The organism is Bradyrhizobium sp. MV1.5, from assembly GCF_055807615.1.
Map to the genome: position 1 here is coordinate 12,878 of NZ_JBVVPL010000025.1, position 25,234 is coordinate 38,111.

At 64.4% G+C, this 25,234-nt stretch carries 21 protein-coding genes and 1 pseudogene; 6 read left to right on the top strand and 16 right to left on the bottom strand.

Annotated elements, in window-relative coordinates; all coding sequences use genetic code 11:
- Positions 1-9 precede the first annotated feature (9 nt).
- On the bottom strand, positions 10-1,470 hold the full coding sequence (locus AC0L2J_RS22290) for a carboxylesterase/lipase family protein (RefSeq protein WP_473394401.1): 1,461 nt from the start codon (positions 1,468-1,470) through the stop codon (positions 10-12).
- Positions 1,471-1,562: 92 nt separating this feature from the next.
- The gene (locus tag AC0L2J_RS22295) at positions 1,563-1,772 is read right to left on the bottom strand and encodes a hypothetical protein (protein ID WP_050992716.1); all 210 of its coding nucleotides are present in this window, start codon (positions 1,770-1,772) and stop codon (positions 1,563-1,565) included.
- A 229-nt stretch (positions 1,773-2,001) separates the two neighbouring features.
- On the opposite strand from AC0L2J_RS22295, the pseudogene AC0L2J_RS22300 reads away from it, so the two are divergent.
- The 3 genes and pseudogenes from AC0L2J_RS22300 (at position 2,002) to AC0L2J_RS22310 (ending at position 5,485) form a co-directional block, all read left to right on the top strand.
- A pseudogene (locus tag AC0L2J_RS22300) lies at positions 2,002-4,690 on the top strand (flavin-containing monooxygenase).
- Positions 4,691-4,818: 128 nt separating this feature from the next.
- Entirely contained in the window at positions 4,819-5,091 is a 273-nt protein-coding gene (locus AC0L2J_RS22305) for a hypothetical protein (RefSeq protein ID WP_007613284.1), read from the top strand.
- Positions 5,092-5,179: 88 nt separating this feature from the next.
- On the top strand, positions 5,180-5,485 hold the full coding sequence (locus AC0L2J_RS22310) for a hypothetical protein (RefSeq protein WP_007601056.1): 306 nt from the start codon (positions 5,180-5,182) through the stop codon (positions 5,483-5,485).
- A gap of 15 nt (positions 5,486-5,500) precedes the next feature.
- Here AC0L2J_RS22310 and AC0L2J_RS22315 read toward each other — a convergent pair whose 3' ends face one another.
- The 12 genes from AC0L2J_RS22315 to AC0L2J_RS22370 all read right to left on the bottom strand — a co-directional run bounded on the left by AC0L2J_RS22315 (position 5,501) and on the right by AC0L2J_RS22370 (position 20,513).
- Positions 5,501-5,656, bottom strand: coding sequence for a hypothetical protein (locus tag AC0L2J_RS22315; protein ID WP_198287841.1), 156 nt, complete (start codon positions 5,654-5,656; stop codon positions 5,501-5,503).
- A 113-nt stretch (positions 5,657-5,769) separates the two neighbouring features.
- Positions 5,770-6,285, bottom strand: coding sequence for a septal ring lytic transglycosylase RlpA family protein (locus AC0L2J_RS22320; RefSeq protein ID WP_007613286.1), 516 nt, complete (start codon positions 6,283-6,285; stop codon positions 5,770-5,772).
- A 239-nt stretch (positions 6,286-6,524) separates the two neighbouring features.
- Positions 6,525-8,177, bottom strand: a complete 1,653-nt coding sequence (locus AC0L2J_RS22325) for an NAD-dependent malic enzyme (protein ID WP_083843274.1) — start codon at positions 8,175-8,177, stop codon at positions 6,525-6,527.
- Between the two features lie 1,452 nt (positions 8,178-9,629).
- Positions 9,630-11,960: a mechanosensitive ion channel domain-containing protein gene (locus AC0L2J_RS22330; RefSeq protein WP_473394410.1), complete on the bottom strand. Its 2,331-nt coding sequence runs from the start codon at positions 11,958-11,960 to the stop codon at positions 9,630-9,632.
- Positions 11,961-13,007: 1,047 nt separating this feature from the next.
- Positions 13,008-13,958 carry a polyphosphate kinase 2 family protein gene (locus AC0L2J_RS22335; protein ID WP_007613291.1) on the bottom strand — a complete coding sequence of 317 codons (951 nt, stop codon included), beginning with the start codon at positions 13,956-13,958 and terminating at the stop codon, positions 13,008-13,010.
- On the bottom strand, positions 13,918-14,937 hold the full coding sequence (locus AC0L2J_RS22340; RefSeq protein ID WP_473250144.1) for a branched-chain amino acid ABC transporter permease: 1,020 nt from the start codon (positions 14,935-14,937) through the stop codon (positions 13,918-13,920). The genes AC0L2J_RS22335 and AC0L2J_RS22340 overlap by 41 nt, the downstream gene beginning before the upstream one ends.
- On the bottom strand, positions 14,934-15,815 hold the full coding sequence (locus AC0L2J_RS22345; protein ID WP_007613294.1) for a branched-chain amino acid ABC transporter permease: 882 nt from the start codon (positions 15,813-15,815) through the stop codon (positions 14,934-14,936). Before AC0L2J_RS22345 ends, AC0L2J_RS22340 begins: the two co-directional genes overlap by 4 nt.
- Positions 15,816-15,828: 13 nt before the next feature.
- The gene (locus AC0L2J_RS22350) at positions 15,829-16,533 is read right to left on the bottom strand and encodes an ABC transporter ATP-binding protein (protein ID WP_473394412.1); all 705 of its coding nucleotides are present in this window, start codon (positions 16,531-16,533) and stop codon (positions 15,829-15,831) included.
- A 3-nt stretch (positions 16,534-16,536) separates the two neighbouring features.
- Complete coding sequence (locus AC0L2J_RS22355; RefSeq protein WP_473394415.1) at positions 16,537-17,304, bottom strand: ABC transporter ATP-binding protein; 768 nt, start codon at positions 17,302-17,304, stop codon at positions 16,537-16,539.
- A gap of 31 nt (positions 17,305-17,335) precedes the next feature.
- Entirely contained in the window at positions 17,336-18,658 is a 1,323-nt protein-coding gene (locus AC0L2J_RS22360) for an ABC transporter substrate-binding protein (RefSeq protein ID WP_473394418.1), read from the bottom strand.
- Between the two features lie 95 nt (positions 18,659-18,753).
- Positions 18,754-19,458: an NUDIX hydrolase gene (locus tag AC0L2J_RS22365; RefSeq protein ID WP_473394422.1), complete on the bottom strand. Its 705-nt coding sequence runs from the start codon at positions 19,456-19,458 to the stop codon at positions 18,754-18,756.
- A 29-nt stretch (positions 19,459-19,487) separates the two neighbouring features.
- Positions 19,488-20,513 carry an ABC transporter substrate-binding protein gene (locus tag AC0L2J_RS22370; RefSeq protein ID WP_007613301.1) on the bottom strand — a complete coding sequence of 342 codons (1,026 nt, stop codon included), beginning with the start codon at positions 20,511-20,513 and terminating at the stop codon, positions 19,488-19,490.
- 137 nt (positions 20,514-20,650) lie between these two features.
- On the opposite strand from AC0L2J_RS22370, the gene AC0L2J_RS22375 reads away from it, so the two are divergent.
- Complete coding sequence (locus AC0L2J_RS22375; protein WP_473394425.1) at positions 20,651-21,100, top strand: cupin domain-containing protein; 450 nt, start codon at positions 20,651-20,653, stop codon at positions 21,098-21,100.
- A gap of 45 nt (positions 21,101-21,145) precedes the next feature.
- On the opposite strand, the gene AC0L2J_RS22380 is transcribed toward AC0L2J_RS22375, so the two are convergent.
- Together AC0L2J_RS22380 and AC0L2J_RS22385 are read right to left on the bottom strand one after the other, a co-directional pair.
- The gene (locus AC0L2J_RS22380; RefSeq protein ID WP_007613304.1) at positions 21,146-21,931 is read right to left on the bottom strand and encodes an ABC transporter permease; all 786 of its coding nucleotides are present in this window, start codon (positions 21,929-21,931) and stop codon (positions 21,146-21,148) included.
- Entirely contained in the window at positions 21,931-22,749 is an 819-nt protein-coding gene (locus AC0L2J_RS22385) for an ABC transporter ATP-binding protein (protein ID WP_473394428.1), read from the bottom strand. The genes AC0L2J_RS22380 and AC0L2J_RS22385 overlap by 1 nt, the downstream gene beginning before the upstream one ends.
- 144 nt (positions 22,750-22,893) lie before the next feature.
- Here AC0L2J_RS22385 and AC0L2J_RS22390 point away from each other — a divergent pair, with 144 nt between their 5' ends.
- On the top strand, positions 22,894-23,676 hold the full coding sequence (locus tag AC0L2J_RS22390; protein ID WP_473250138.1) for an ATP-binding cassette domain-containing protein: 783 nt from the start codon (positions 22,894-22,896) through the stop codon (positions 23,674-23,676).
- Positions 23,673-25,232 carry a glycine betaine ABC transporter substrate-binding protein gene (locus tag AC0L2J_RS22395; RefSeq protein WP_473394432.1) on the top strand — a complete coding sequence of 520 codons (1,560 nt, stop codon included), beginning with the start codon at positions 23,673-23,675 and terminating at the stop codon, positions 25,230-25,232. Before AC0L2J_RS22390 ends, AC0L2J_RS22395 begins: the two co-directional genes overlap by 4 nt.
- The last annotated feature ends 2 nt before the right edge of the window (positions 25,233-25,234 follow it).

Here is a 25,234-nt window from a genome sequence, read left to right on the forward strand (position 1 = left end):
CATCCTGCCCTAACGCCCAAACCGGTCCAGGCGCTCCGACCAGGGGTCGTCTCCGCTCGCGATGCGCTCGTTCGTGATCAGCAGCAGGCGATCGTTGCCTGCGGCCGAATCCCAATGCGGCAGGTCCGCACCGTTGGGATCGCCACTCTTGGCGAAATTGATCCAGTAGGCGCGCATGCGATTTGCGACCTCGCGATCGGCTCGTGACAAGATGCCCGCACCGGGCATGCCTTCCACGCCGAAGATGAACTGCAATTCCCGCCCGTGACCGCCCTCGGGGTTTGCGCGCCGTGCCTCCGGCACATAGGCGAAGCGATAGCGGAAGGTCGGCGCACCGCTGGCGGCATGCAGGCGGGCCAGCAGCCTCACCGGCTCCGAGAAGACCTTGTCGGTGTAGAACCTTGCCGCGCGGCCGGAAGGTCTGGCGAGGTCGGGATAGAGCGTGCGCAGTTCATCGCTCGTGATGCCCCACGATGCCAGCTCTTCCCGCATATCCAGCTCGCTATCGAAGCCCGTCTCGTCGTCGTTCGAGCCGATGATCAGGGGAATGCGGCTCTCATGTCCGGCCGCGAAGCCCGCGGCGACCTCCTCGCGCACCAGACTCCCATCGATCGTCGGGCCGAAGCTCCGCGGCGATTTTTCCAGGAGATGTTTTTCGACGGCAAGCAGGCGTCGCGACTCGGCGGCGCGTAAATCGACCTGTCGCCCCAGCGCCGCCACGAATTGCCGGCCCACACTCTCGGCCTCTTGTGCCGAACGCAGGCGCGCACGGCCGGGGAGCGATTGCAGAATGGCTTTCTGAAACAGGTCGCGCGCTTGCGCAGACAGCATCAGCAGCGCGATCGAGGTCGCGCCTGCGCCACTGCCAAACAGAGTGACGTTGTTCGGATCACCGCCGAACGCCGCGATGTTGTCGTGCACCCAATGCAGCGCCGCGATCTGGTCCATCAGGCCGTAATTGCCGGAGCCGCCTTCCGACAGCGCGGGATCGCTGAGCCAGCCGAACGCGCCGAGGCGAAAATTCACGGTCACCACGATGACGCCGGCTTGCGCGAGCCTGGCACCGTCGAACAGCGGATCGTTCGCGGTGCCGCTGACGAAAGCGCCGTCGTGGATGAACAGCATCACCGGCAACGGCCCGTCGACCCCGAACGGACGGAACACGTTCAGCGTAAGGCAATCCTCACTCGATCCCGGCAGCGAGGGCTGAAGACACGGCGCGCCATAGGCATAGGCGGTGCGCATCTCCGCACTCTCGGGCGCAGCCTGCGGCGGACGCCAGCGCAGCGGACCGATCGGCGCGGCCGCATAGGCCAGCCCCTTGAACGAGGCCACCTCGCCTTCGACGGCGCCAAGCATCTGCCCTTCACGCGTCAGCGCAAATGGAAATTGGCCGACCGGCTGGGCCATGGCCGAGCCGGCGCAACAGAGGATGAGAGACGTCGCAAAAAGCGCGAACACGGACCGCATCTTCGGAGCATCTCGATGCGCGGAAGGATTTGGGCAGGTTATGTCCGTGGCCCGCTGCGAGGCAAGCGCCGCGGTCGCGCCTAGCTCCCCTTCTAGCTCCCCTTGGCGACAAGCTCCGCCAGTGCGTGCCGTGCGATGATGCCGAGTTCACCGAGCGTGGTGTGACCGGACTGCGCCGCCTCGATCAGCCGCTGGGCGATGAACCTGCGGCTGTCGTGATCGCCGCCGTGCGGCAGTTGGCGGCACGTCTCCTCCAGGACGACGTCCATGTTCGCTTTGGTCCGCTCACTCAACTCTGTCATGACGCCCGTCGGCACGCGTGGCTTGTAGCCGCAAGCATACACAGACGGACCGTACAAGATTAGCCCGGGAAATCACGGCCATTGTGCATCGCGATGCGTGTGCTGCCGCAACATTCACGCGGCCATGATGACGCCGCAAATGGTGACCGAAGATTGCACGTGCCGTGATGACAAGCCGAACCTGCAGCGATAGCCTGCCGGCAAAACAAAACACACGGGAGGAAATGCCATGCCTGACGCAATGGTTGCTGCACGTGCCTCTGACGCGGGGCGCGGAACCAGCCAGCAGGTCGATGTTGCCGTGGTCGGTGCCGGATTTGCCGGCCTCTATCTTCTCCATCGGCTGCGCAAGGCTGGCCTCACGGCGGTCGGCCTCGAAGAAGCCGGTGACGTCGGCGGCACCTGGTACTGGAACCGATATCCCGGCGCGCGCTGCGATATCCAGACCATCGATTACAGCTACACCTTCGATCCGGACCTCGAGACCGCCTGGACCTGGTCGGAGAAATACGCGACCCAGCCGGAGATCCTGCGCTATCTCGGCTTCGTCGCCGACCGCTACGATCTCAGGCGTGACATCCGCTTCAAGACCAAGGTCACGGAAGCGAAATGGGACGAAGCGACCGAACGCTGGCAGCTCACCACCGACAACGGCGCTGGTCTCCTGCCGCCATTACATCATGGCCACCGGCTGCCTCTCGGCGCCGAAGCCGCCGGAAATCGACGGCGTCAAGGATTTCAAGGGCGAGGTCTATTTCACCGGACGCTGGCCGCATGACGGCGTGAATCTCGCCGGAAAACGCGTCGCGGTGATCGGCACGGGATCGTCGGCCATTCAGTCGATCCCGCTGATCGCCGAGCAGGCCGCACACCTGACCGTGTTCCAGCGCACGCCGAATTTCGCGCTGCCGGCGCACAACGGTCCTGCGCCTTCCGATCGCATGAGCCTGCTGCAAGGCGATCGTGCGGCCTATCGCGAGCAGGCGCGCCAGTCGATGGCCGGCGTGCCCTATCCGCAGCAGACGGTCGTGAGCTGGCAATTAAGCGATGCCGAGCGTCGTGAACGGTTCGAGCGTGCCTGGGCGGCCGGCGACCTCGTCCACATCCTGACCCAGCTCTGGGCCGACCAGGCGGTCGACCTCGACGGCAACAAGATCGTCCAGGACCTGATCCGCGAGAAGATCCGCGCCGCCGTCAAAGACCCCGAGACCGCCGCGGCGCTGATGCCGGACGATCATCCGTTCGGCGCCAAACGCCCCTGCCTCGATACCAACTATTACGCGACCTACAACCGGCCGAACGTCACGCTGGTCAATCTGCGCCAGGAGCCGATCAAGGCGATCACCGCAAGTGGGATCACGACGGCCAAGCGCAGCGTCGACGTCGACGTCATCGTGTTCGCGACCGGCTTCGACGCCATGACCGGCGCAATCCGCGCCGTGCATCCGATCACCGGACGTGGCGGCAAGTCGCTGACCGACGTCTGGGCGCAGGGGCCGCAGAGCTATCTCGGGCTCACCGTCGAAGGCTTCCCGAACTTCTTCATGATCACCGGGCCCGGCAGCCCGTCGGTGCTGTCGAACATGGCGGTGTCGATCGAGCAGCATGTCGACTGGGTCGTCGACCGGCTCAAAGCATTGCGCGACGCCGGCTTCACCACGATCGAGCCAACGGAGACGGCGCAGGCCGGCTGGAACAGGCACATGGCCGACTGCTCGATGGTGACGCTGCACCGGCTCGCCAACACCTGGTACACGGGCGGCAACGTGCCCGGCAAGGTGCAGGGCCTGATGCCTTATACCGGCGGCGTCGGTCCCTATCGCAGCATCTGCGACGAGGTGGTCAGCCGCGGCATGCTCGGCTTCAAGCTGACCGGCCCCGATGTCGCCGCGCAATGCAATGACGGCGAGGTGGTGCGGCTGCAGCCGGATGTGCGGCTGGTGCTGAACCTGCTGGCGTCCCTCAACCTGCCGCCGATCGAGTCGATGGGCGCGCAAGGCGCCTGCGCCTTCGTCAATGAGTTCAACAAGGGCCGTCCCGCCGGACGGCCGATCGGCGAGATCGTCGACGGCACCCTGCCCGGCGCCGACGGTCCCCTGCCTTATCGGGTCTACAAGCCGGCAACATCAGGTCCGCATCCGGTCGTAGTTTATTTCCACGGCGGCGGCTGGGTGCTCGGCGACGAGCAATCGGACGAGCCGTTCTGCCGCGACATGGTGCGGCGGACCGGCATGATGCTCGTCAGCGTCGGCTATCGTCATGCGCCCGAGCATCGTTTCCCGGCCGCGGCCGAAGACGGCTATGCGGCGACGCGCTGGATCGCCGAGCACGCCGCCGAGCTCGGCGGCAAGCCGGGCCCGGTGCTGGTCGCGGGCTGGAGCGCCGGCGGTAACATCGCCGCCGTCACCTGTCAGCTTGCGCGCGATCGCGGCGGCCCTGAGATCGCGGGCCAGCTCCTGATCTGCCCGGTCACGGACTGCACCTTCGACCGCCCCTCCTACAACGACAATGCGACCGGCTATTTCCTGACCCGTTCGCTGATGTACTGGTTCTGGGACCTCTATTGCTCGCCGGCCGACCGCACCGATCCGCGCGTCTCGCCGCTCCGCGGCAAGGTCGCAGGCCTGCCGCCGGCCTTCGTCGTCACCTGCGAATTCGATCCGCTGCGCGACGAAGGCATCGCCTATGCCGAGGCCATGGCAGCCGCCGGCGTCCCGGTCGAGCAACTGAAGGCGCGCGGCCATTTCCATTCGTCCTTCACGATGGTGGACGTGATCATCACGGGCGCGCCGGGCCGGGTGCAGATGGCCGAGGCCTTGCGACGCTTTGCCGGGCTTCCGCCCGAAGTTGGTCACGGCGACGAGACCAGCCACGGCCGCACCAATCCGGGACATAGGATCGCGGCGGCAGCGAGCTGACAGGAATAATTGGCGGGAACTATTTCCCGGTCATCGCGTTTGGTGCTGTGGCATTGAGATGCAGTAATGGGTGTGGGCCCCGGTACGCGCGATCGTGTGCCGGGGTTCTTTTTGCGTGAGGCAGGACAATGGGGGACGTGGTTGGGGATTCAAAGGTCGATTTTGGTGTCCTTGCGGTGCTGCATAAATGGCCATCGCTTGCGAACCAGCGACGGTCGGACCGAGCGTCCTACCAGGTGATCGAGGGCACGCTCGACGAATGCATCTCGGCGTTCATGGCGAAGCCGGCGGCGACCAGGCATCTCTATGAGATCCGCACGATCGCACAACCGCCGCTGGTCACCGACAATCTCTCGCCCGAGCATATCACGGAGCTGGCGCGGCTGAGAGAATTCCTCTGATCCCCGCAGAAGCACCGTCTGAGCGCAGGAACCTTCTTCCGGCTTTTCCCGTTGATGGTGATCGGAAGCGAAGGCGTGAGTGCCTCAGATGCTTGAAGCCGGCGTGCCAGCCCCGGTCGTGCCCTATGGCGCAGACCAGACCCTGTTCGTGGTGATCGATCGCCTCGACAAGGCGACCGAAATCCGTGTCGAGCGAAGCGATCTCGATGCCACGATTGGCGAGCTCGTCGCCGGCTGCTTCAATGACCCCGTCAAGGTCATCTCGTTCAACACGCTCGAGCACTGGATGAAGGACATCTCGACCGACGTCGCCGGAGAGATTCGGGCGCGCTGCGACATCGATGGCGTGACGCTGCCCGACTATCTCAGCGACTTCGTCGAGAGCCATAGCTGAGCGTGCATGGAGGAATCAGGCGCGCCGGTACTTGCCGGCGATGACCTCGATCTCGCGGCGGCGTTCGCCTGCGAAGGTCAGGAGCTTTTCGATCGTCAACGCATCCGTGATCCGCTTGGCCAGCCGCTCGGCGCGTGCGGCCTGATCTTCGAGATACTGGATCGTGTTCAAACGTCGCCCCCCAGAGTGCGATTTGGAGTCCCGAATTGCTCGGGTATCCATCGTGCGCTGGAGGCGGCTAACAGCCGGTTAAGCACAGCGTTTCGGATCGATGCAGCTGGAAATTATCGCACCACGTCGAGCCGGACATTGGTGACACCCTTGTCGACCATGCCGAGCGCCTCGGCCGCGGAGGGAGAGATGTCGACCACGCGTCCGCGAACATACGGACCGCGATCGTTGATCCTGACGGTCACGAAGCGGCCGGATGAGACGTCGGTGACGCGCAGCTTGGTGCCGAACGGCAGGCTGGGATGGGCCGCGGTCAATTCGTTCTTGTCGAACCTCTCGCCGCTCGCCGTCTCCGTGTCCGAATAGAAGCTGGCGACGCCGTGCGAGACGCTCTGTTTTGCATCACCGTCAGGCACGCGCGCCCGGCTGATCGGACGCGGATGCAGCGCCGCCACCCTGTGCGGTCGTTCGACAGCGGCTTGGCGGTGGGTGCCTAGATCGGCCTTCTGGCGGCCGACCGGCGACTGCGCACACGCCGCAAGCGACGCCGCACCGATGATGGCGAGCAGGATCCGGCACAGGCTTGCCGGCGAGATCCGGGCAGTTTCGGCACGTGCAAAGCAAGACATGATGCGCCCTCCGAATGGCCCCGAGTTTCGGCGGGCAATGAGGGCAGAACCTTGTCGGAACGAAAGCGCGCCTGCGGCCGCAGCCGTTTCGCTTTAGCTGTGGCGATTCCACCACACTGGCTTGTCCTGAATCGAGACAGATTCTTTCGCGAGCACCTCTCTCACTCCCTCTCCCCCGTTTTTGCGGGGAGAGGGAGTGGTGAGGAGCCGCCTCCGCGAGTCCGGCTTGAATGTAAGCGCTAGTACTGCGGCTCGTACATCTGCGACTGAACCAGTGCCTTCACGTCGTTGGGCGCGGGTCCGTCCGCAAGCCCGCGCTGAAAAGCGACATCGGCGACGGCGGCAGCGATACGCACCGAAACCTCGCGGATGCGCGGCAGCGCCGGGTAGAGGCTGCCTTGCGCGAGATCGTCCTTGCCGACGCAATTGGCGAGCGTATGGGCGGCGGCCATGAACATCTCGTCCGTCACCAACCGCGAGCGGCTGGCGATGACGCCGAGACCGACGCCCGGGAAGATGTAGGAGTTGTTGCCCTGGCGCGGCACGAAGGTGCGGCCGTTGAGCTTGACCGGATCATACGGACTGCCGCAGGCAAACAGCGCGCGGCCCTCGGTGTAGCGATAAGCGTCTTCCGCAGAACATTCGGCCTTCGAAGTCGGGTTGGAGAGCGCGAACACGATCGGCTGTTCGTTGAGCTCGGCCATCGTCTTGAGCACCTCAGGCGTGAACGCACCGCCGACCGCGGCAACACCGATGATCGCCGTGGGCTTCAGCGTCCTGATCGCGGTAAGGAAGTCGGCGATCGGCGCCTGGTCGGCATGGGCATAACGCAGCTTGTGGCCGGACAGGCCTTCACGGCCGCCGACGACGAGGCCGCGGGAATCCACCAGCCAGTTGCGGCGGAGCGCCTCGGCTTCAGAGGCACCTTCCGCCATCATCGCGGACGTCACGAGATCGGCGATGCCGGTCGCGGCCTCGCCCGCGCCGAGGAACAGGATGCGCTGATCCCTCAGCTTGCCGCCGTTGACGCGCAGCGCCGAGAACAGGCCGGCGAGCGCCACCGCAGCCGTGCCCTGGATGTCGTCGTTGAAGACGCAGGCCTCGTCGCGATATTTGTGCAGCAGCTTGAACGCCGAGTGGTTGGCGAAATCCTCGAACTGGATCAGCACACCCGGAAAGGTCTTTCGCGCGGCGACCATGAACTCGTCGACGAAGCTGTCATAGGCCTCGCCCGTGAGCCGCCGCTCGCGCAAGCCGAGATAATACGGATCTTTCAGGAGCTCTTCGTTATTGGTGCCGACGTCGAGCACGATCGGCAGGCACGTTTCGGGATGCACGCCGGCGCAGGCCGAATAGAGCGAGAGTTTACCGACCGGAATGCCCATGCCGTTGGCGCCGAGATCGCCGAGGCCCAGGATGCGCTCGCCATCGGTGACGACGATCAGCTTGGCCGGATGGGGCCAGTTCTTCAGGACCTCGGCGATTTGGCCGCGATCGCGCGAGGAGATGAACATGCCGCGCGGGCGCTGGAAGATCAGGCCGTATTTCTGGCAGGCGAGTCCGACCGTCGGCGTGTAGATGATCGGCTGGATCTCATCGATATTGTCGACCACGACGCGGAAGAACAGCGCCTCGTTGCGGTCGTGCAAGGCATTCAGCGCGACATATTTTTCGAGATCGGTCGGCAGCGTGCGCAGGTTGACGAGCACCCGCTCGACCTGGGTCTCCATCGTCAGCACGCAAGGCGGCAGCAGGCCGCGAAGGCCAAGCGCATCGCGCTCCTGCCCGGTGAAGGCGGTGCCCTTGTTGAGCAGGGGATCGCGCAGCAGCGCCATGCCGTGCACGGGTAAGGACGATGTCGAATGGGCGCTGACCCGAGCAGGTCTGTTCACAAATTCCCCCAGGGAGTTTCTTATTCGAGGACAGCCATTGTCGGCCAGTGCTCACCTTATATCAAGGACGTAACCATCTGCGCATCGATTGTGATCTCGCACCGCAGCGAGGTTGTCGCGAGAGACGTGGCCCTGCGCGCGTCAAAAGGCAACGCGCGGCATCGGCAGTGAGCTCCCTCCCCCGCGTGCGGGGGAGGGGTTGGGGAGAGGGCTGTCTCCGCAATGGGATTGTCGGGAAGCGGAAATCCGCAAACGGTGAGTGCCGCGGGTGGAAATCTCCTGCCCCAGTTCGGCAAAGCGCTGCTCGAGATTGGGGTCGGCCACGCCGCGACGATGGCTGCGTTCAGCTTCGTGACGATCCCCCTCGGCGTGTTATCCCGACGATGAGCTGCGGGCCCATCGCAGCGAATTGGAGCCGGAGTGAACGCTGCCGGGCCGGCACAGGCAAGCTGGAAATGATGCTGGACCGCTTGGGACATGTACTCATAAACTCGCGCTGCACTTCGTGTGAGGTCCGCTCTGCCTCCAATACCGGCCGTGTTGGCGCACCTCACTCCAGGTCCGAGTTGAGCCAATAGACGACATCGCAACGGCGCGAGCGGCCCGGTGAGCGATCATGTCGATGGCGCCTCATCCTTGGATGGGCTCATTGCCGGTATCGGTATGTTGTGATACAACCCCTAGGTGTCGGGGCGGCTATTCCGTCCTCGATTTGGGGAGGTACCTTATGAGATTCTCGTCAGGCTTCGCCGTGCCGTCAGTCGTCGTGACCTTGTCAACCGTCTTACTGTGCAGCAGCACGGCAATGTCGCAACCCACACCAAACTCGTCACTTCCCGCCGTCACGGTCGAAGCGCCGAAGGCAAGACCAACTCTTGTGCCGAGGGAAGGGCCAACGACCGTGACATCGCATCGGGCAACCCGCCATCGTGCGACCGGCTTGTCAGCTGCTCAAAATCCTGCGTTCGGGCCGAATACGGCCTTGGGCAGGCTTGCCAAGCTGGAGAGATCCGCTAGCAGTTGCAACGGTGGTTGCGAAACAAGTTACAGGGTCGGCAACGCTCCGTGGGTCGGATGTAGCCTTTCCGGCCAGGAAGGGGTTGACGGTAGCATGTTCTCGCCGACCTGCCGAGACACACTCAACTACAACACCTACGCGCAGTGCGTAGAGACCAAGGGTTTCCTTGGCGCGACGTCCAGAGAGTCTCGGTGGCTTTGTACCAGCCTGCTGGCTGGTGGCAAGTTGCCCGGCGAAAGGCTGGTCGCCGACGCCAGGCAATCGGGCCACCGTTAATCGAGTCCCTCCTGGCGGCGATGTCCCAAAGATCGACCGCATGGCGCGAATGCTTCGAGCCATGCGGAATGCCCGCTTCGGGTCACAAGCCGCCGATCACACGTTAGGTGGGACACTTCCGCTTTGGATTGGTAAGCCGACGTTTATGGGTACACGCCCTAACCTGCCGCTCGACGCGGCGTCAGATGAGCCGCGCTGTCCGCCGGCGGCGCGATGTGCATCAGGATGGTCTGGGTGGCGGATGCGACCTCGATGCCGTTGTGCTGGAAACGCTGCTTCATGCGGCGGTTGAACTCGCGCTGCACCGGCCAGCGGCCGGCCTCGGTGCAGCGGATCTGGCCGACGATCGACACCATGGCGCCGTCGACCTTGTCGATGCCCCAGAGCTCGAGATCGCCGCGGATCAGGCTGCGGAATTCCACCTCGCGGCGCATCTCGTCGACGATATCCTTGAGGATCTGGCCGGCGCGGTCGGTGTCCTCCTTGTAGGCGACGTTGACGCTGACGGACGCGTTGCCGGCGCCGCGGCTGGCATTGGTGATGGTCGTCACGGCGCTGAACGGCACGATGTGCACGGCACCGTCGCCGGCCCGGAGCCTGATCGTGCGGATCGAGACGTTCTCGACCACGCCCGAGAGCCCCGACACGCTGACGCTGTCGCCGACCTGGACGGTGTTCTCCAGCAGCAGGAACAGGCCGGTGATGAGGTCCTGCACCAGTTTTTGCGAACCGAAACCGATGGCGATGCCGACGATGCCGGCGCCCGCCAGCAGCGGCGCGACGTTGACGCCGATCTCGCTGAGCGCCGTGAGGCCGACGACGGTGGCGATCACGCACAGCAAGGCCGTCCGCAGCATCGGCTGAAAGGTCCGCAGCCGCGCGGCGCGGGCGTAGTGGCCGTCGCGCGACAGCGTATTGATCTGACGGTCCAGCAGCGCGTTGCTGGCTTCCCAGATCGCCGCCGCGCTGAAAACGGCAATGCCGATCGTTACCACCGCGGAGATCAGCCGGCTGCCGATCTGGCCGCCATAGAACCAGACGATGGCGTCGACACCCCAGACTTCGAGCACGGCCACCAAGCCGATGAACGCGATCACGCCAGATACGATCTTGCGCAGCAGCGGCAGATAGCGGTTGGCGCGGATCTCGAGGCCCGGAAAGCGCTGGAGGATTTCCGGCCTGATGCGGAAGCCGCGGTCGATTAGGCCCAGCGTCAGCATGATGGCGACACGCGTGATCAGCGCCACCGCGATGGTGCCGACGAAATATTGCAGCAGCAATGAATATCCGTTGCGGATGTTCAGCGCCCACACGGCCCACAGAGCGAGGTCGAGCGCGATGGCGAGATAGTGCCAGCCACCCGCGATGCGGTTGCGCAGTGCCGCCGCGATCCCCTGCCGGTCGGCGGGCGCGCGGATGGCTTCGGCGACCTGGCGGCGGCATTGCAGGATGATGACGACGACGAAGAGATGAACGACCAGCATCACCATGCGCAAGAGCGCGGCATAGCCGGCGCGATGCAGGCCGAGCAGCAGCGCAACGTTGGCAACGGCGATGCCGGAGACGGCGACACCGACAATTCGGCGCGCCCAGATCTCGATATAGGCGGCGGTTTCGGCCTTGACCGGAAACAAGCCGAACGGTCCCGCCAGCACACGGACCACACAGATGAGCCCGCGCGAGAACGCATAGGCGTTGACGACCGCCAAGATCACGAGGCGGACGGTGGCGGGCTCGCCGATCTCGGTGCCGAGCAGCGCCGTGGCGGCGCCGACAAAGACCAACACGGGTAGCAGCTCGAGCAGAAAGCGTCCCAGCACAAGGGGCAGCCGCAGCATGATTTGCCAGGCCCGCGCCAGGCTGTGGCGGCGCCTGTGCAGTTCGGGCGCGGGGGTGACATCGGCGACCGATGATGGCGGATCGGCAATCGGCAACACCTGCACCGGCAGGCGCGCCGTTTGCGGCATGCGCCCTTCCAGGAACACGACGGGGCGCCGGATCAGACGGAACATCACCCATTCGGCGCAAAAGGCGCAGCCGAATACCAGCGCAAGCTTCCAACCGATCTCGATCAGCAGATTGTAGGCCGCGGGATCGTTCGCGGTCCGCACTATCCAGTAGTAGAACGCCGGGAAGTGCGTGAGCGTCCTGGCCATATCGGCGACGTCTCGCGACATTTCGCCGATCTCCTCGGACACGGTGAGCATGAGCTGCGCACCGAGGCCGTCGGCCGCGAGCGGGATCGGCGATTTTGGCTCGGGCGCGGGCTGCTGTGGACCGGACGCAGTGGCGATCGCGCGCAGCGTATCGATCATCTGCGCGCGCTTCTTGTCGTCCTGCAGTGTCTCCAGCGCGCGCTTGGCCTCATCGGGCGACAACGCGGCAACGCTATTTACCGCCGGCGCAGGCGGCGCGGCGCGGGCGCTGGAGAGAGACGAGATCGCGATCAGGAGCGCGGTGAGAAGCGCGGAGGCAAGCTTATGCGACACGAGGGATTCCCTGAGAAAAATGAATGCGACGGCGACGTCGGGACCGTCACCGCCGAAGCACATGCATCATGTCGGATCGACGCTATTCGCCCGGGCGCTGTGTCGGAAGTTGGCCAGTGAGACGACATTCTCTTGGCATTTGCCGCGGTGCAGGAAGCGGGAACCACGTCGCAAGACGGGACGTGCAGCGATCGGAATGCGCGCACGCGGCTGCTAGCTCGACTGCGGCCATCCTTCGAGACGCCCGCTTGCGGCGGACCCTCAGGATGAGGGATGAGTACGCGGCTGCATTTCAATGCAGCTGGATGCAGCTGAGCCTCATCCTGAGGAGGCCGCGAAGCGGTCGTCTTGAAGGACGAGGCGCTCGCTCAGGCGCCGCTGAGACGTCATGTGCGATCGCCCTGATATGCGATCGCCCTGCGTCATTCCGGGAGTCGGCCCGGAATGACGCGATGAGGAGGAGGAGAGAAGCAGGATGTCAAAAGCGCGGCGGCCTTGTCACGGCCATCCGACGTGATCGCTGTGATGCAATCGATGTGATGCAGAGTACAGCGCCGGGCAGGTAGGGGCTATGCCACACTGATGCAGCCCACTAGACCTTGGCCCGGCGTGCCGTTCGCGTTTCTGCCGCTATGCGATAGTCCGAACGAGCTCCATCGCACTTAACGCGGCTGGTTCTGCGGAGGTGGTGTCATAGACCTCCCCTTGCTCTTGATGTGGACGTTGCGCGTCGCTTGTTTGCGACCATGGGATGGTCCTCCCGTGACGCAAGACTGTCAAGCAAGATCAATGGCGCGCAAATCACATTTGAGGGCGCGTTCCATTCCAGCGCGACGGATTCGCCGCTGTCGAAACACGAGAAGTGGACGAGTTACAAGACTGCCCTTCCCGCAGATGTAGAACGCGTCTGCTACGGTGGCCCGCGGGTCCTGAGAAAATTTGGGGACGATGACATCATGCCCCTGTTTTGCCCGACGAGTCAAACGATTTCGCTAAATCCGCAAGCGCTAACGCTGACCTCCAAGTCATTGATTTCGCTATCCCCGGCTACTGTGCATGGGGTTGTTTTCGCGTTTTTTGTTTCTTGTCCGCCTTCTCCTCCTTCTCCAGCGCCTTGCGCACCTCGTCGAATTCGCCCAGCGAGGCCTTGTCGGCGCGGGGGAAGCGCAGATCGAGCTTTTCCAGCGCCGCGACGATGGCCGACCCGATCACGACGCGGGCGAACCATTTGTGGTCGGCCGGCACGACATACCACGGCGCATGAGGCGTGGCCGTGTGCCGTACGATGTCCTGATAGACCGCCTGGTAGCGCGGCCACAGCGCGCGCTCCTTGATATCGTCCATGGAGAACTTCCACTGCTTGGACGGATCCTCCAGCCGATCGAGGAAGCGCTCGCGCTGCTCGTCCTTGGACAGATTGAGGAAGAACTTCAGCACCACGGTGCCGTTGCGTGAGAGATAGCGCTCCCACGCAGAGATGTCCTCGAACCGCTCCTTCCAGATACTCTTGGTGACGAGCTTTGGCGGCAGCTTCTCCTTGACGAGGATCTCCGGATGCACGCGCGTCACCAGGCACTCCTCGTAATGGGAGCGGTTGAAGATGCCGATATGGCCGCGCTCCGGCAGCGCGACGGCGTGGCGCCAGAGGAAATCGTGGTCGAGCTCCTTGCTGCTCGGCGCCTTGAAGGCACTGACTGCGCAGCCCTGCGGATTGATGCCCTCGAAGATCGCCTTGATCGCAGAATCCTTGCCGCCGGCGTCCATCGCCTGAAACACGATCAGCACGGACCAGCGATCCTGGGCGTAGAGCTTCTCCTGAAACGCGATCAGCCGCTTCATGTTGGCATCGAGAATCTCCTGGGCCTTCTCCTTGTCGAGGTCGCCCTTCTCGTCGGTCTTGTGGTCCTTGAGATGAAACTTGCCCGAACCATCGTACCGGAACGGCGTGATGTAGCGGTCAAGTTCCTGGGCGAGCGATTTGGACGGCTTCTTGCTCATGAGCGCGGGGCACCTTGCGTTGCGGCTTCAATCGGTCGAGCAAGCTACCAAGGATGCCCTTCGGAAGGAATATGATGAAAAGCACCAGCAGCACGCCGTAGACGAGATTGTCCCAGCCGACCGCCTTGGTGCCAAAACCGATGCGCAGGGTCTCGGCCAGCATAATCGTGATGACAGCGCCGAAGGTCGGGCCGAGCGAGACGAACAGGCCGCCGACGATGGCTGCGAACACCATCTGGAGCGACACCGCGATGCCGCTGACGGTGTCGGGCGTGATGAACATCTGGTACTGGCAGTAGATCGCGCCGGCCAAGGCCGTCATCAACGCGCTGAGCAGCGTGATCTTCAGCTTCTCCGCGGTGACGTCGACGCCGGCCGCGGCCGCGGCGTCCTCGTCCTCCGAGATCGCCTCCAGCGCGTAGCGGGCCATGCTGCGGTCGACCCAGTGCCAGACCACGATGCCGAACAGCCAGACCCCGAGCGCGATCAGGTACCAGGTGATCTTGTCGTCGAATTGCAGCGCCCAGAGCTTGTTGCCCGCGGCCCGGTTCGGCGTGTAGCCGAGCGAGCCGCCGGTGTAGTCGCGCGTCGCCGTGATGACCTGGAGCACGATGCCGGAGAGCGCGAGCGTCACCAGCACGAAATAGTGCCCGGTAATGCGGAAGCGGAAACAGGGATAGCCGACGATCAGCGCCAGCGCGCCGGCCGCGACCATGCCGATGGGGATTCCGATCCAGGGCGACCATCCCAGGTGATTCCAGAGTAGCGCGGTGACATAGGCGCCGATTCCCATGAACCCGCCATGGCCGAGCGAGACGAGGCCGAACCGCCCCATCATCGACCAGGACGTATAGGCGAACGACCAGATCAGGATCAGCACCAGGATGTGCAGATGATAGGGGTCGCGATAGACGAAAGGCAGCGCGACCAGCGCCGCCAACCCCACCACCCAAGCTGCAAGCCGTCCCCGCCCCATCATCGGCGCCTCGCGAGCAGGCCCGCGGGCCGGATGAACATCATGACGATGAAGAAGGCGAAGGCGAGCACATAGCCCCATTCGAGATCGGAGAACAGGCCGCCGAGTGAGATGATCTCGGCGAACACGAAGGCGGCGATGAAGCCGCCGATGAAATTGCCCAAACCGCCGAGCACGCAGATCAGGAAGGTGATCGGCCCGAACGACAGGCCGACGAAGGGATGCACGTCATATTGGAGCACAAGGAGGCAGGCGGCCAGCCCGGCCAGCCCACCGCCGATCGCAGAGGTGATGAGATAGATCCGCTTGGTGTCGACGCCCATCAGCGCCATGATCTGCCGGTCCTGCGAGATCGCCCGGATCGCGGTGCCGGTGAAGGTCCGCGTCATGAAGAGATAGACCGCGACCATGCCGACCAGCGCGGCCAGGAAGGACAGAAGTCGTGCGTAGCTGAAGTTCATGTCGCCGAAGGCGAGCACCGGCAGGCGGATGCCGAGGTTGCGGAAGTCGATGCCGAAGGCAACAGTCGCAAAGCTCTGCAGCACGAACAGCACGCCGCCGGTCGCAAGCAACTGGTTGATCGGCGGCGCAGTGAGGAGCGGCGCGATCACCAGGTAATGCAGCGCCGCGCCGAGCACCGCGACCAGCAGGATGGTGAGCGGCGCGGCGAGGAAATAGCTGATGCCGTAATACTGCACCAGGAAATACATCGCGTACATGCCGATCATCACCAGCTCTGCGTAGCAGATCCAGGTCACGTCGATGACGCCGAAGATCAAATTGAGCCCGAGCGCGAGCAGCGCCAGCACGCCGCCGAGCAGGATGCCGTTGATCACGGCCTCCAGCAGGTAGATGTCGAAAATGTCCAGAAATGCTTGCATGCCCCGATGAACCTCACACCCCGAGATACGCTTCCTTGACCGTGTCGCTCGCCAGCATCTCGGCCGAGGTGCCCGAGGACCTGATCGAGCCCGCCTCGATCAGATAGGCGCGATCGACCACCCGCAGCACCTGCTGCACATTCTGCTCGACGATCAGCACGGTCAGCCCGCTGGCGCGGATCCGCTTCACCAGCTCGAACACCTGCTGCACCACGACCGGCGCGAGCCCCGCCGACGGCTCGTCGAGCAGCAGCAGCTTTGGATTCGACATCAGCGCGCGACCGATCGCGCACATCTGCTGCTCGCCGCCGGACATGGTGCCGGCCATCTGGTGGCGGCGCTCCTTCAGCCGCGGAAACAGGTCGAACACCACCTCCAGCCGTTCGGCGTAGTGACCGCGCGCCTCCTTCATGAAGGCCCCCATCTTGAGATTGTCGTCGACCGAGAGCTGTGGAAACAGCCGCCGGTTCTCCGGCACATGCGCGATCCCGAGGCTGACGATCTTGTGCGGCGGCGTGGCCACCACGTCGACGGCTTCCATTCTGATCGACCCACGCGAGGGGCGGATCAGCCCGGAGATGACCCGCATCAAGGTGGTCTTGCCGGCCCCGTTGGGCCCGATGACGCCGACAGCCTCACCCGCCTTCACGTCGAGATCGACGTCGAACAGCGCCTGGAACGTGCCATAGCCGGCATTGACGCCGCGGAGCTCCAGCATCGGCTACCCTCCCGCGCGGCGGCGCGCTGCGGCGGCCGCGGCCTGCGTCGTCTCGGCATCGGTGCCGAGATAGACCTCGATGACGCGTGGATCGCCGGCAACGGCACTCGGCAAACCTTCCGAGATCTTCTCGCCGTGATCGAGCACCATCACGCGATCGACGACCCGCATCAAAACGCCCATGATGTGCTCGACCCAGATGATGGTGATGCCGAGCTCGTCGCGGATGTTGCGCAGCATGTCGGCCGCCTGACCCATCTCGGCCTCGTCGAGGCCGCCGAGGCTCTCATCGGCCAGCAGAAGTTTCGGCGCGGTGGCGAGCGCTTTCGCCAGTTCGAGCTTTTTCAGGCCGGCTGCGCCGAGGCCATCGACACTGGCATGGCGATCGGTCGGCAAGCCGACCATCGCCAGCGATCGCTCGGCCGCCTCCTCGGCCCTGGCACGGCTGTGGCGGCCCTGGCCGTAGAATCCGGCGAGCGCGACGTTCTCGAAGATCGTCAAGCGACGGAATGGTCGCGGGATCTGGAAGGTGCGGCCGATGCCACTGTTGATGATCCGGTGCGGCGGAAGGCCTGCGATTTCGGAGCCGTCGAACAGGATCGAACCGGACGTCGGCGCCAGCGTACCCGAGAGCATATTGAAGATCGTGCTCTTGCCCGAGCCGTTGGGGCCGATCAGGCCGAGGATCTCGCCCTGCTCGACTTTGAACGACACATTGTTGACGGCGGTGAAGCCACCAAACCGCTTCACCAGCCCGCTGACTTCCAGCACCGTCCCGCTCTCCTCTCTGCGCGCATTTGCGCTACTGGTTGCTGTAGGTGGTGCCCTTCGGCAGCGGCAGCACGGCCTCGCGCTGCGCCTGGCTCTTGGGCCACACCACGGAGGACTTGTCGTCGATATATTGGATCACGACCGGGAACGAGCGCTCGTTCTGCCCGGCCATCGGCGTGCCCTCGCCGTAAAACTTGACGCCGAAGCCGAGCATGGTGCCGCCCTCGGGGATATCGGTATCGAGCGCAGCCTTGCGCAGCGCATCCGGATCGACCCCGCCATATATCTTGATGGCGCGCGGCAGGACGTCATTCATGAACACATACGTGTTGGACGCACCGATGCCGACATGCGCCGAGCGGATGGCGACGCCGGGGCGGATCTTGTCGAACTCCTCGCCGACCATCTTGATCACGGGCGGGAGCTTTGGATCCATAGTCTTCTGGTTGGCAAGCCAGATCGAAATCGGGTCGGTGTTGAAGATGTAGGTGGCATCCGCCCCCATGCCTTCCTTCAGCTTCTCATAGACGCCGTAACCCGCGCCGTGCCCCATCAGCGCGCCGAACTTCAGCCCCTGTTCGCGCGCCTGACGCAGCAACAGCGTGATATCAGGGTTGTAGCCGGTGTGGAAAATGACGTCGGGCTTGGCGCGCTTCAACTTGGTCACCAGCGCGGAGAGGTCAGGCGCGGTGGCTGAATAGCCCTCCTTCATCACGACGTTGAAGCCCGCCTTCTTCGCGCCGGCCTCGTTGCCCCTGGACACGTCGACACCATAGGCGCCGTCCTCGTGAATGATGGCGACGCGCAGATCCTTCGGCTCCTTGTCGAACTTCGCCTTGGCGTTCTGCGCGATGAAATCCATCGTCATCATGCCGAACTGGTCGCCGCTCGCCTGCGGGCGGAAGACGTATTTGTAACCCTTCTCGTTGAACACGGCCGAAGAGATGCAGGTCGTCATCCACATGAACTTCTTGAGCTGCTCGACGCGGGCCGCGACCGGCACGCATTGCGCCGAGGAGAAGAAGCCGAGCACCATGTCGACCTTTTCCTGCTCGAGCAGGCGGACGGATTCGTTGATGGCGATGTCGGGCTTGCTCTGGGCATCGGCATAGACCGCCTCGATCTTGTAACCCTCGACGCCGGTCTTGGCGAAATGGTCGAGGATGATCTTTGCGCCGACATAATTGAGCTCGGACCCGCCGCCTGCGAGCGGTCCGGTCAGGTCGAACACGACGCCGATCTTGATCTTCTTCTCTTGAGCCTTCTCTTGGGCCTCGGCCGAAGCCATCAAGCCCGTGGCCGATATCGCGACCAACAGCCCACGTACCAAACGGGCAGCCCTGCGCACGCGCATCAAAACCTCCCTGGACGATTGTGCATTGCATTCTTTTTGGTTTTATATTTCTGCCCATCACATGGGCTGGGCGCAGCGATGTCAAGCCTCGCGCATCAGCGCGACGCGAACTGCTGCTCGACGAAGGCCGTGACAAATCGCGGCATGGACGGCGTGAGATCACTTATCCCGCGCACGAGATGGATTGCCGAGAGCTCTGGCTCGGCCTCGCCCGCCAGATTGGCTTCGATCCGCGCACGCGCCACATCGCCCGGCATGTCCAGGTTGATAATTTGCAACATCGCAATCGTTGGGCCGGTGACGACGCAGTGCCAGTCCGGCTCGACCAGATAATCGGCCGCGGTCAGGCCGGTCTCTTCCCCGAGTTCGCGGATCACGCTGCCGGGAATGTCCAGCGTGTCGCCCCTGACGTCGTCGAGGTCGGGCGTGCCCGACGGGAAATAGATCCGGCCCGCATTGGCGGTGTGCTGCGCCATCTCGCCCATGACGAAGGCGCCGTCGGAGGTGCGCAGCGCGCCCATGCCAAAACCGTTGAACACCGCCTTGTCGGGAAAGCCCCAATCGCGCCACGCGAGGAAGCTGGCGAAATCGGTCTCGAAATAGGTCGCAGAGAGATGGCCGTCGGCGAACCTTGCATCGAGCCCGAGCAGGACGCGGCCGTTCCAGAGCTTTGGTCGCTCACGCTGCTTCTCGGCGAAATGCGCGGCGATCTCGGCGCGCCGCTCCTCCGCGAATGCCCAGACGATCGGCCGGACGGCAAGTTCAAGCGTCGTGACCCGATGAATGATGGGTGATGTCATGACGCCTGATGACCACGCCTTCGCGTCAGTTATTTGACGCTTCCCGTGGTCTTCTTGGCTTGCTCGACGTATTTGTTGGTAAAGGTCTTGCTGACGTCGATCTTGGCGCTGGCGACCTCCGGCGAGCCGACGCTGAACACCGCGAGCACAGCGTCGGCGCCCTTCGGATCCATCTTGCCGGTCTCGGAGTACATCGGGATCGTGTTCTTGAGTGCCGCGAGATAGAGGTCCTTGTTCTTGCCGACCGTCTCCTCCGGCATCTTCGCCATGATCTCCTCGGGCGAGTGCGAGTGGATCCAGGCGAGCGTGCCCAGGATCGCGTTGGTCAGCGCCTGCGTCTCCTTCTCGTGGCCGGCAACCCAGGCCGCGGTTGAGTACAGCGCGCCGCCCGGATATTCGCCCCCGAACGTCTCGAGCGTGTCCTTCTGGGTGCGGGTGTCCGAGAGGATGCGCAGATCCTTGTGGCTGCCCTGGAGCACGGTCACCGACGGATCGAGCATCACGGCCGCGTCGATCTGGCCCTGCTCCATCGCGGCGACTGCGGTGGCGCCGAGGCCGACGCCGATCACGGCGGTGCTGGCGGGATCGACGCCATTCTTCTTGAGCATATATTTGAGGAAGAAGTCCGTGGAAGAGCCGGGCGCGCTGACGCCGACCTTCTTGCCGGCGAGATCCTTGATCGACTTGATCTCGTTCGTGTGCGACGGCGAGACCACCAGCACGAGGCCGGGATAGCGGTCATAGACGACGAACGCCTGTAGCTCCTGCTTCTTGGCTGCGAGGTTGACGCAATGGTCGAAATAGCCGGAAACCACGTCGGCGCTGCCGCCGAGCACGGCCTTGAGCGCATCCGAGCCGCCCTTGAGGTCCACGAGCTCGACGTTGAGACCCGCCTTGTCGTATTCGCCGAGCTGCTTGGCCAGCACCGTCGGCAAATAGCACAGGCAGGAGCCGCCGCCGATCGCGATCGTGACCTTGCTTTGCGCCGCGGCAAGACCGGTGGTGAGCGTCAGCGCGATCAACGCGCCCGCGAGCCTGGCTATCGTGTTCTTCATTGGTTTCCTCCGTTCGGCTGGCGGCACCATAGAGCAGCCGGACTGGCTTGAGAAGCAGGACCGAAGGCGCTGGCCATCGGCCTTTCGGCGCAATAGCATGAGCCCACAAGAACAATTCTTGATGGGGAGGATCATCCATGAATCGCCTTGCAATCGGGCTGTCGATCGCCACGGCTTTTGCCGCCGGATGCGGCGCAACCCACCTGCTGCGGCCGGCGCTGGCCGCGGAGAACATCACGCCGCAGATCATCCACACCGGCGAGATGGAGGGCGACGCGCTCGGGAACACCAACGCCGTCGGCTTCCGTTCCAAGATGTTCGCAAGCGCCGACGGCGCCACCATCTCGATCCAGGTCGGCAATGTGCCCAAGCACATGCATCCCAACACCAACGAGATCCAGTATATCCTGGACGGGACCGGGACGATCTGGTTCGGCGACAAGGAAGTCATGGTGAAGCCGGGCGACCTCGTCATCATCCCGAAGGGAACGCCGCATGGCGGCACCAAGCCGATCAGCGGACAGCTCAAGGCCATCGCGATCAAGACGCCGCCGCAGGCGCCCGACGACACCAAGTTGCTGGATTGATCTTTCGCGGTCCGGGGCTCGCGCGGCGCGCGAACCCCTTGCGGCCTAGCCGCGCCCGTCCACGGTCGGGCGCCAGACCAGCAGCCTCCGCTCCACCAATGTGACGCCAAAGTCGATCAGGATGACGAACGCCGACAGCACGAACATGCCGGCGAACACGCCGGCGACGTCGAATATGCCTTCCGCCTGCTGGATCAGATAGCCGAGCCCCGCCGCCGATCCCAGATATTCGCCGACGACCGCACCGACCACGGCAAAGCCCACGGATGTGTGCAGCGAGGAAAACATCCACGACAGCGCCGAGGGCCAATAGACGTGCTGCATCAGCTGCCGCTCGCTCATGCCGAGCATGCGACCGTTATCGAGCACGGTGCGGCTGACCTCCTTGACGCCCTGATAGACGTTGAAGAACACGATGAAGAACACCAACGTCACGCCAAGCGCGACCTTGGACCAGATGCCCAGCCCAAGCCACAGCGCGAAAATCGGCGCCAGCACCACACGCGGCAGTGCGTTGACCATCTTGACGTAGGGATCGAACACCGCCGCGACCAGCGGCTGGCGCGCGAACCAGAAGCCGATCAGCACGCCGCCGGCCGATCCGATCACGAAGGCCAGGATCGATTCCGTCAGCGTGATGCCGAGATGCTTCCAGATCACACCGGACGAGAACCATTTGACGATCTGGGCGAAGACGTCGACCGGGTTGGAGAAGAAGAACGGCGGCAGCAGGATCTTGCCGAACACGGGCACGGTCGACAGCAATTGCCACAGCGCGAGGCAGACCACCGCGACCAGCACTTGCAACGAAAGCAGCGTCACCCGCGACATCAGACCGCCTCCGCCGCTTGCGTGGACTGCGCATAGCCCTTCATGACCTCGTCCTTGAGCACGCTCCAGATCTCGCGATGAAGTGCATGGAACTCCTTGTCCAGCCGCACTTCAAAAATGTCGCGCGGGCGTGGCAGGCTCACGCGCCAGTCGCCGATGATGCGGGAGGACGGGCCCGCCGACATGATCACGACGCGGTCGGCGAGCGCGATCGCCTCTTCCAGATCATGGGTGACGAACAGCACGGCCTTGCGATCGGCGTTCCAGAGGTCGAGCAGCAGATTGCCCATCACCTGCCGGGTCTGTGCGTCCAGCGGCCCGAACGGCTCGTCCATCAGCAGGATCTTTGGATCGCGGATCAGCACCTGCGCCAGCGCCACGCGCTTGCGCTGGCCGCCCGAGAGCATGTGCGGATAGCGGTTGGCGAAGGCGCCCAAGCCGACCGAGGTTAGCCATTTCTGCACCCGCGGCAGCGCCTCGCTGCGGGGCGTGCCGCTAACTTCGAGCCCGATCGCGACGTTGTCGAGCGCGGTCTTCCAGGGGAACAGCGCATCGGCCTGGAACAGATAACCGGCATCCCGATTCAGCCCGGCAAGCGGCTGGTCGAATATCCTCACGCTCCCGGCAGCCGGCTTCAGCAGCCCGGCCGCGACGTTGAGCAGCGTCGATTTCCCGCAGCCGGTCGGGCCGACGATGGCGACGAACTCGCCCTGCGCGACCGTCAGATGCGCCTTCTCCACCGCCGTATAGACCCGCCCGTCCCCCAGTTGGAACGCGACCTTGGCATCTTCCAGCGCCACTGCCGTAGGCGTTATCATGTGTTCCCTCCGAACTTGGCCCGATGCCTTAGCCGCTCGCGCGGCCAAGTTCAATCAAGCCGCCAAGCGTGGTATGCATGGACGTTGTCATCCCCTTCCTTCCCCCTCCCTCCTTGGGCGGGTCAGCGCAGTGAGCCCCGCCCGATGTCGTCCAGGCCGATGATCGGCTATGCCCACGTCACCAAGAGCTTCGGCGCGCTCAAGGCAGTGGACGATGTGTCACTCGACATCGCCGAAGGCGAGTTCGTGGCCGTCGTCGGCGGCTCGGGATCGGGCAAGACGACGCTGCTGCGGCTCGCCAACCGCCTGATCGAGGCGGATGGGGGCACGATCACGGTCGAGGGTGACGACGTGCAGTCCGTCGATCCGGTCGCGCTGCGGCGCCGCATCGGCTACGTCTTCCAGAGCGGCGGGCTGTTCCCGCATCTGAGCGTCGCCGACAATATCGGGATCACGCCGAAGCTGCTCGGCATCCCGGCGGCGGATATTGCAACGCGGGTCGATGAGTTGCTCGAGCTCGTGCAGCTCGACCGGGCCGCGCATCGCGGGCGGTTGCCGGACGCGCTCTCGGGCGGCCAGCGCCAGCGTGTCGGCGTGGCGCGGGCGCTTGCGGCAAGGCCCCGGATCGTGCTGATGGACGAGCCCTTCGGCGCGCTCGATCCGCTCACCCGCGATGCACTCGGCGAGGATTTTCGCGAGCTGCACCGCAAGCTCGGCCTGACCACCGTGATGATCACCCACGATATGACGGAAGCGATCCTGCTCGCCGACCGCATCGCGGTGATGCGCAGCGGGAAGCTGCTGGCGCAGGGCACGCCAGTGGAGCTCTCGAAAAGCAGCGACGCCTACGTGCTGGAGCTGCTGCGGACGCCGCGACGCCAGGTCGAACGATTGAACGCGCTGCTGCCACAGGGCGGTGCGGCATGAGCCTTTTCACCGATCCGCGCTGGGGCGAGGCGCTGGGGCATTTGCCCGACTATCTCGGCAACCACGTGCGGGTAAGTCTCGCCGCACTTGCGCTCGGCCTGATCGTCAGCCTGCCGCTGGCGATCCTGACGCGCAACCGTCCCACGCCGCGCGCTGTGCTGCTCGCGCTCGCCAGCATCGTACAGACGGTGCCCGGGCTGGCGCTGCTCGCGCTGTTCTATCCCCTCCTGCTGCTCGCGGCCTCCGTGACGCTGGCCTGGTTCGGCGTCTCGTTCTCCGCCTTCGGCTTCCTGCCGGCGATGCTGGCACTGGCGCTCTATTCGATGCTGCCGGTGCTGCGCAACGGCATCACCGGCCTCAACGGCATCGATCCCGCGCTGATCGAGGCTGCCAAGGGCGTCGGAATGACCGCACGGCAGTCGCTGGTGATGGTCGAACTGCCGCTCGCCCTTCCGGTGATGATGGCGGGAATCCGTACCGCCGCAGTGTGGGTGATCGGCACTGCGACGCTATCGACCCCGATCGGGCAGACCAGCCTCGGCAATTACATCTTTGCCGGGCTCCAGACCCAGAATTGGGTGTTCGTGCTGTTCGGCTGCTTTGCCTCTGCCCTGCTGGCGCTCGCCGTGGATCAACTGCTCGGCCTGATCGAGAGCGGCCTGCGCTGGCGCAGCCGCGGGCGTGCGGCGCTTGGCGCTGCCGGGATCGCGGCACTGGTCGCCGCAACATTGGTGCCGACGATGGGGCGCTCGTCACAAAGCTATGTCGTGGGCGCCAAGACGTTTGCCGAGCAGTATGTGCTGTCGGCGCTGATGCGGGACCGGCTGCAGGCGGCCGGTCTTGCCGCCGTCGCACGATCCGGTCTCGGCTCGAGCGTGATCTTCGAGGCGTTGAAGGCCGGCGATATCGATCTCTATGTCGATTATTCCGGCACACTCTGGGCCAATCAGCTTCGCCGCATGGACATCAAGCCGCGCGCGGAGCTCTTGGCGGAGCTGCAGACGACGCTTGCGAAGGAGAACATCACCCTGCTCGGCGAGCTCGGCTTCGAGAACGCCTATGCGCTGGTGATCCCGAAGAAGCGGGCGGAGGCGCTTGGCATCCGCACCATCGCCGATCTCGCCGCGCATGCTTCGACCCTGTCGATCGCCGGCGACTATGAGTTCTTCTCGCGACCCGAATGGGCGGCGCTGCAAAAGGCCTATGGCCTCTCGTTCCGCGCCCAGCGCCAGATGCAGCCGGACTTCATGTATGCGGCGGTCGCCAGCGGTGAGGTCGATGTCATCGCGGGCTACACCAGCGACGGGCTGATCGCAAAATACGATCTGGTTGCGCTCGACGATCCCAGGCATGCGATCCCGCCCTACGATGCCATCCTGCTGCTGGCTCCGAAACGCGCCGGTGACGAGCGGCTGCGGGCCGCGCTGAAACCCCTGCTCGGCAAGATCGACATCGCGACCATGCGCGAAGCCAATTTACGCGCCGCCGGCAATGATGCGAATTCGTCGCCGGATGCGGTGGCGAGGTGGTTGTGGGAGAAGGTGGGTGGGCGGTAGGC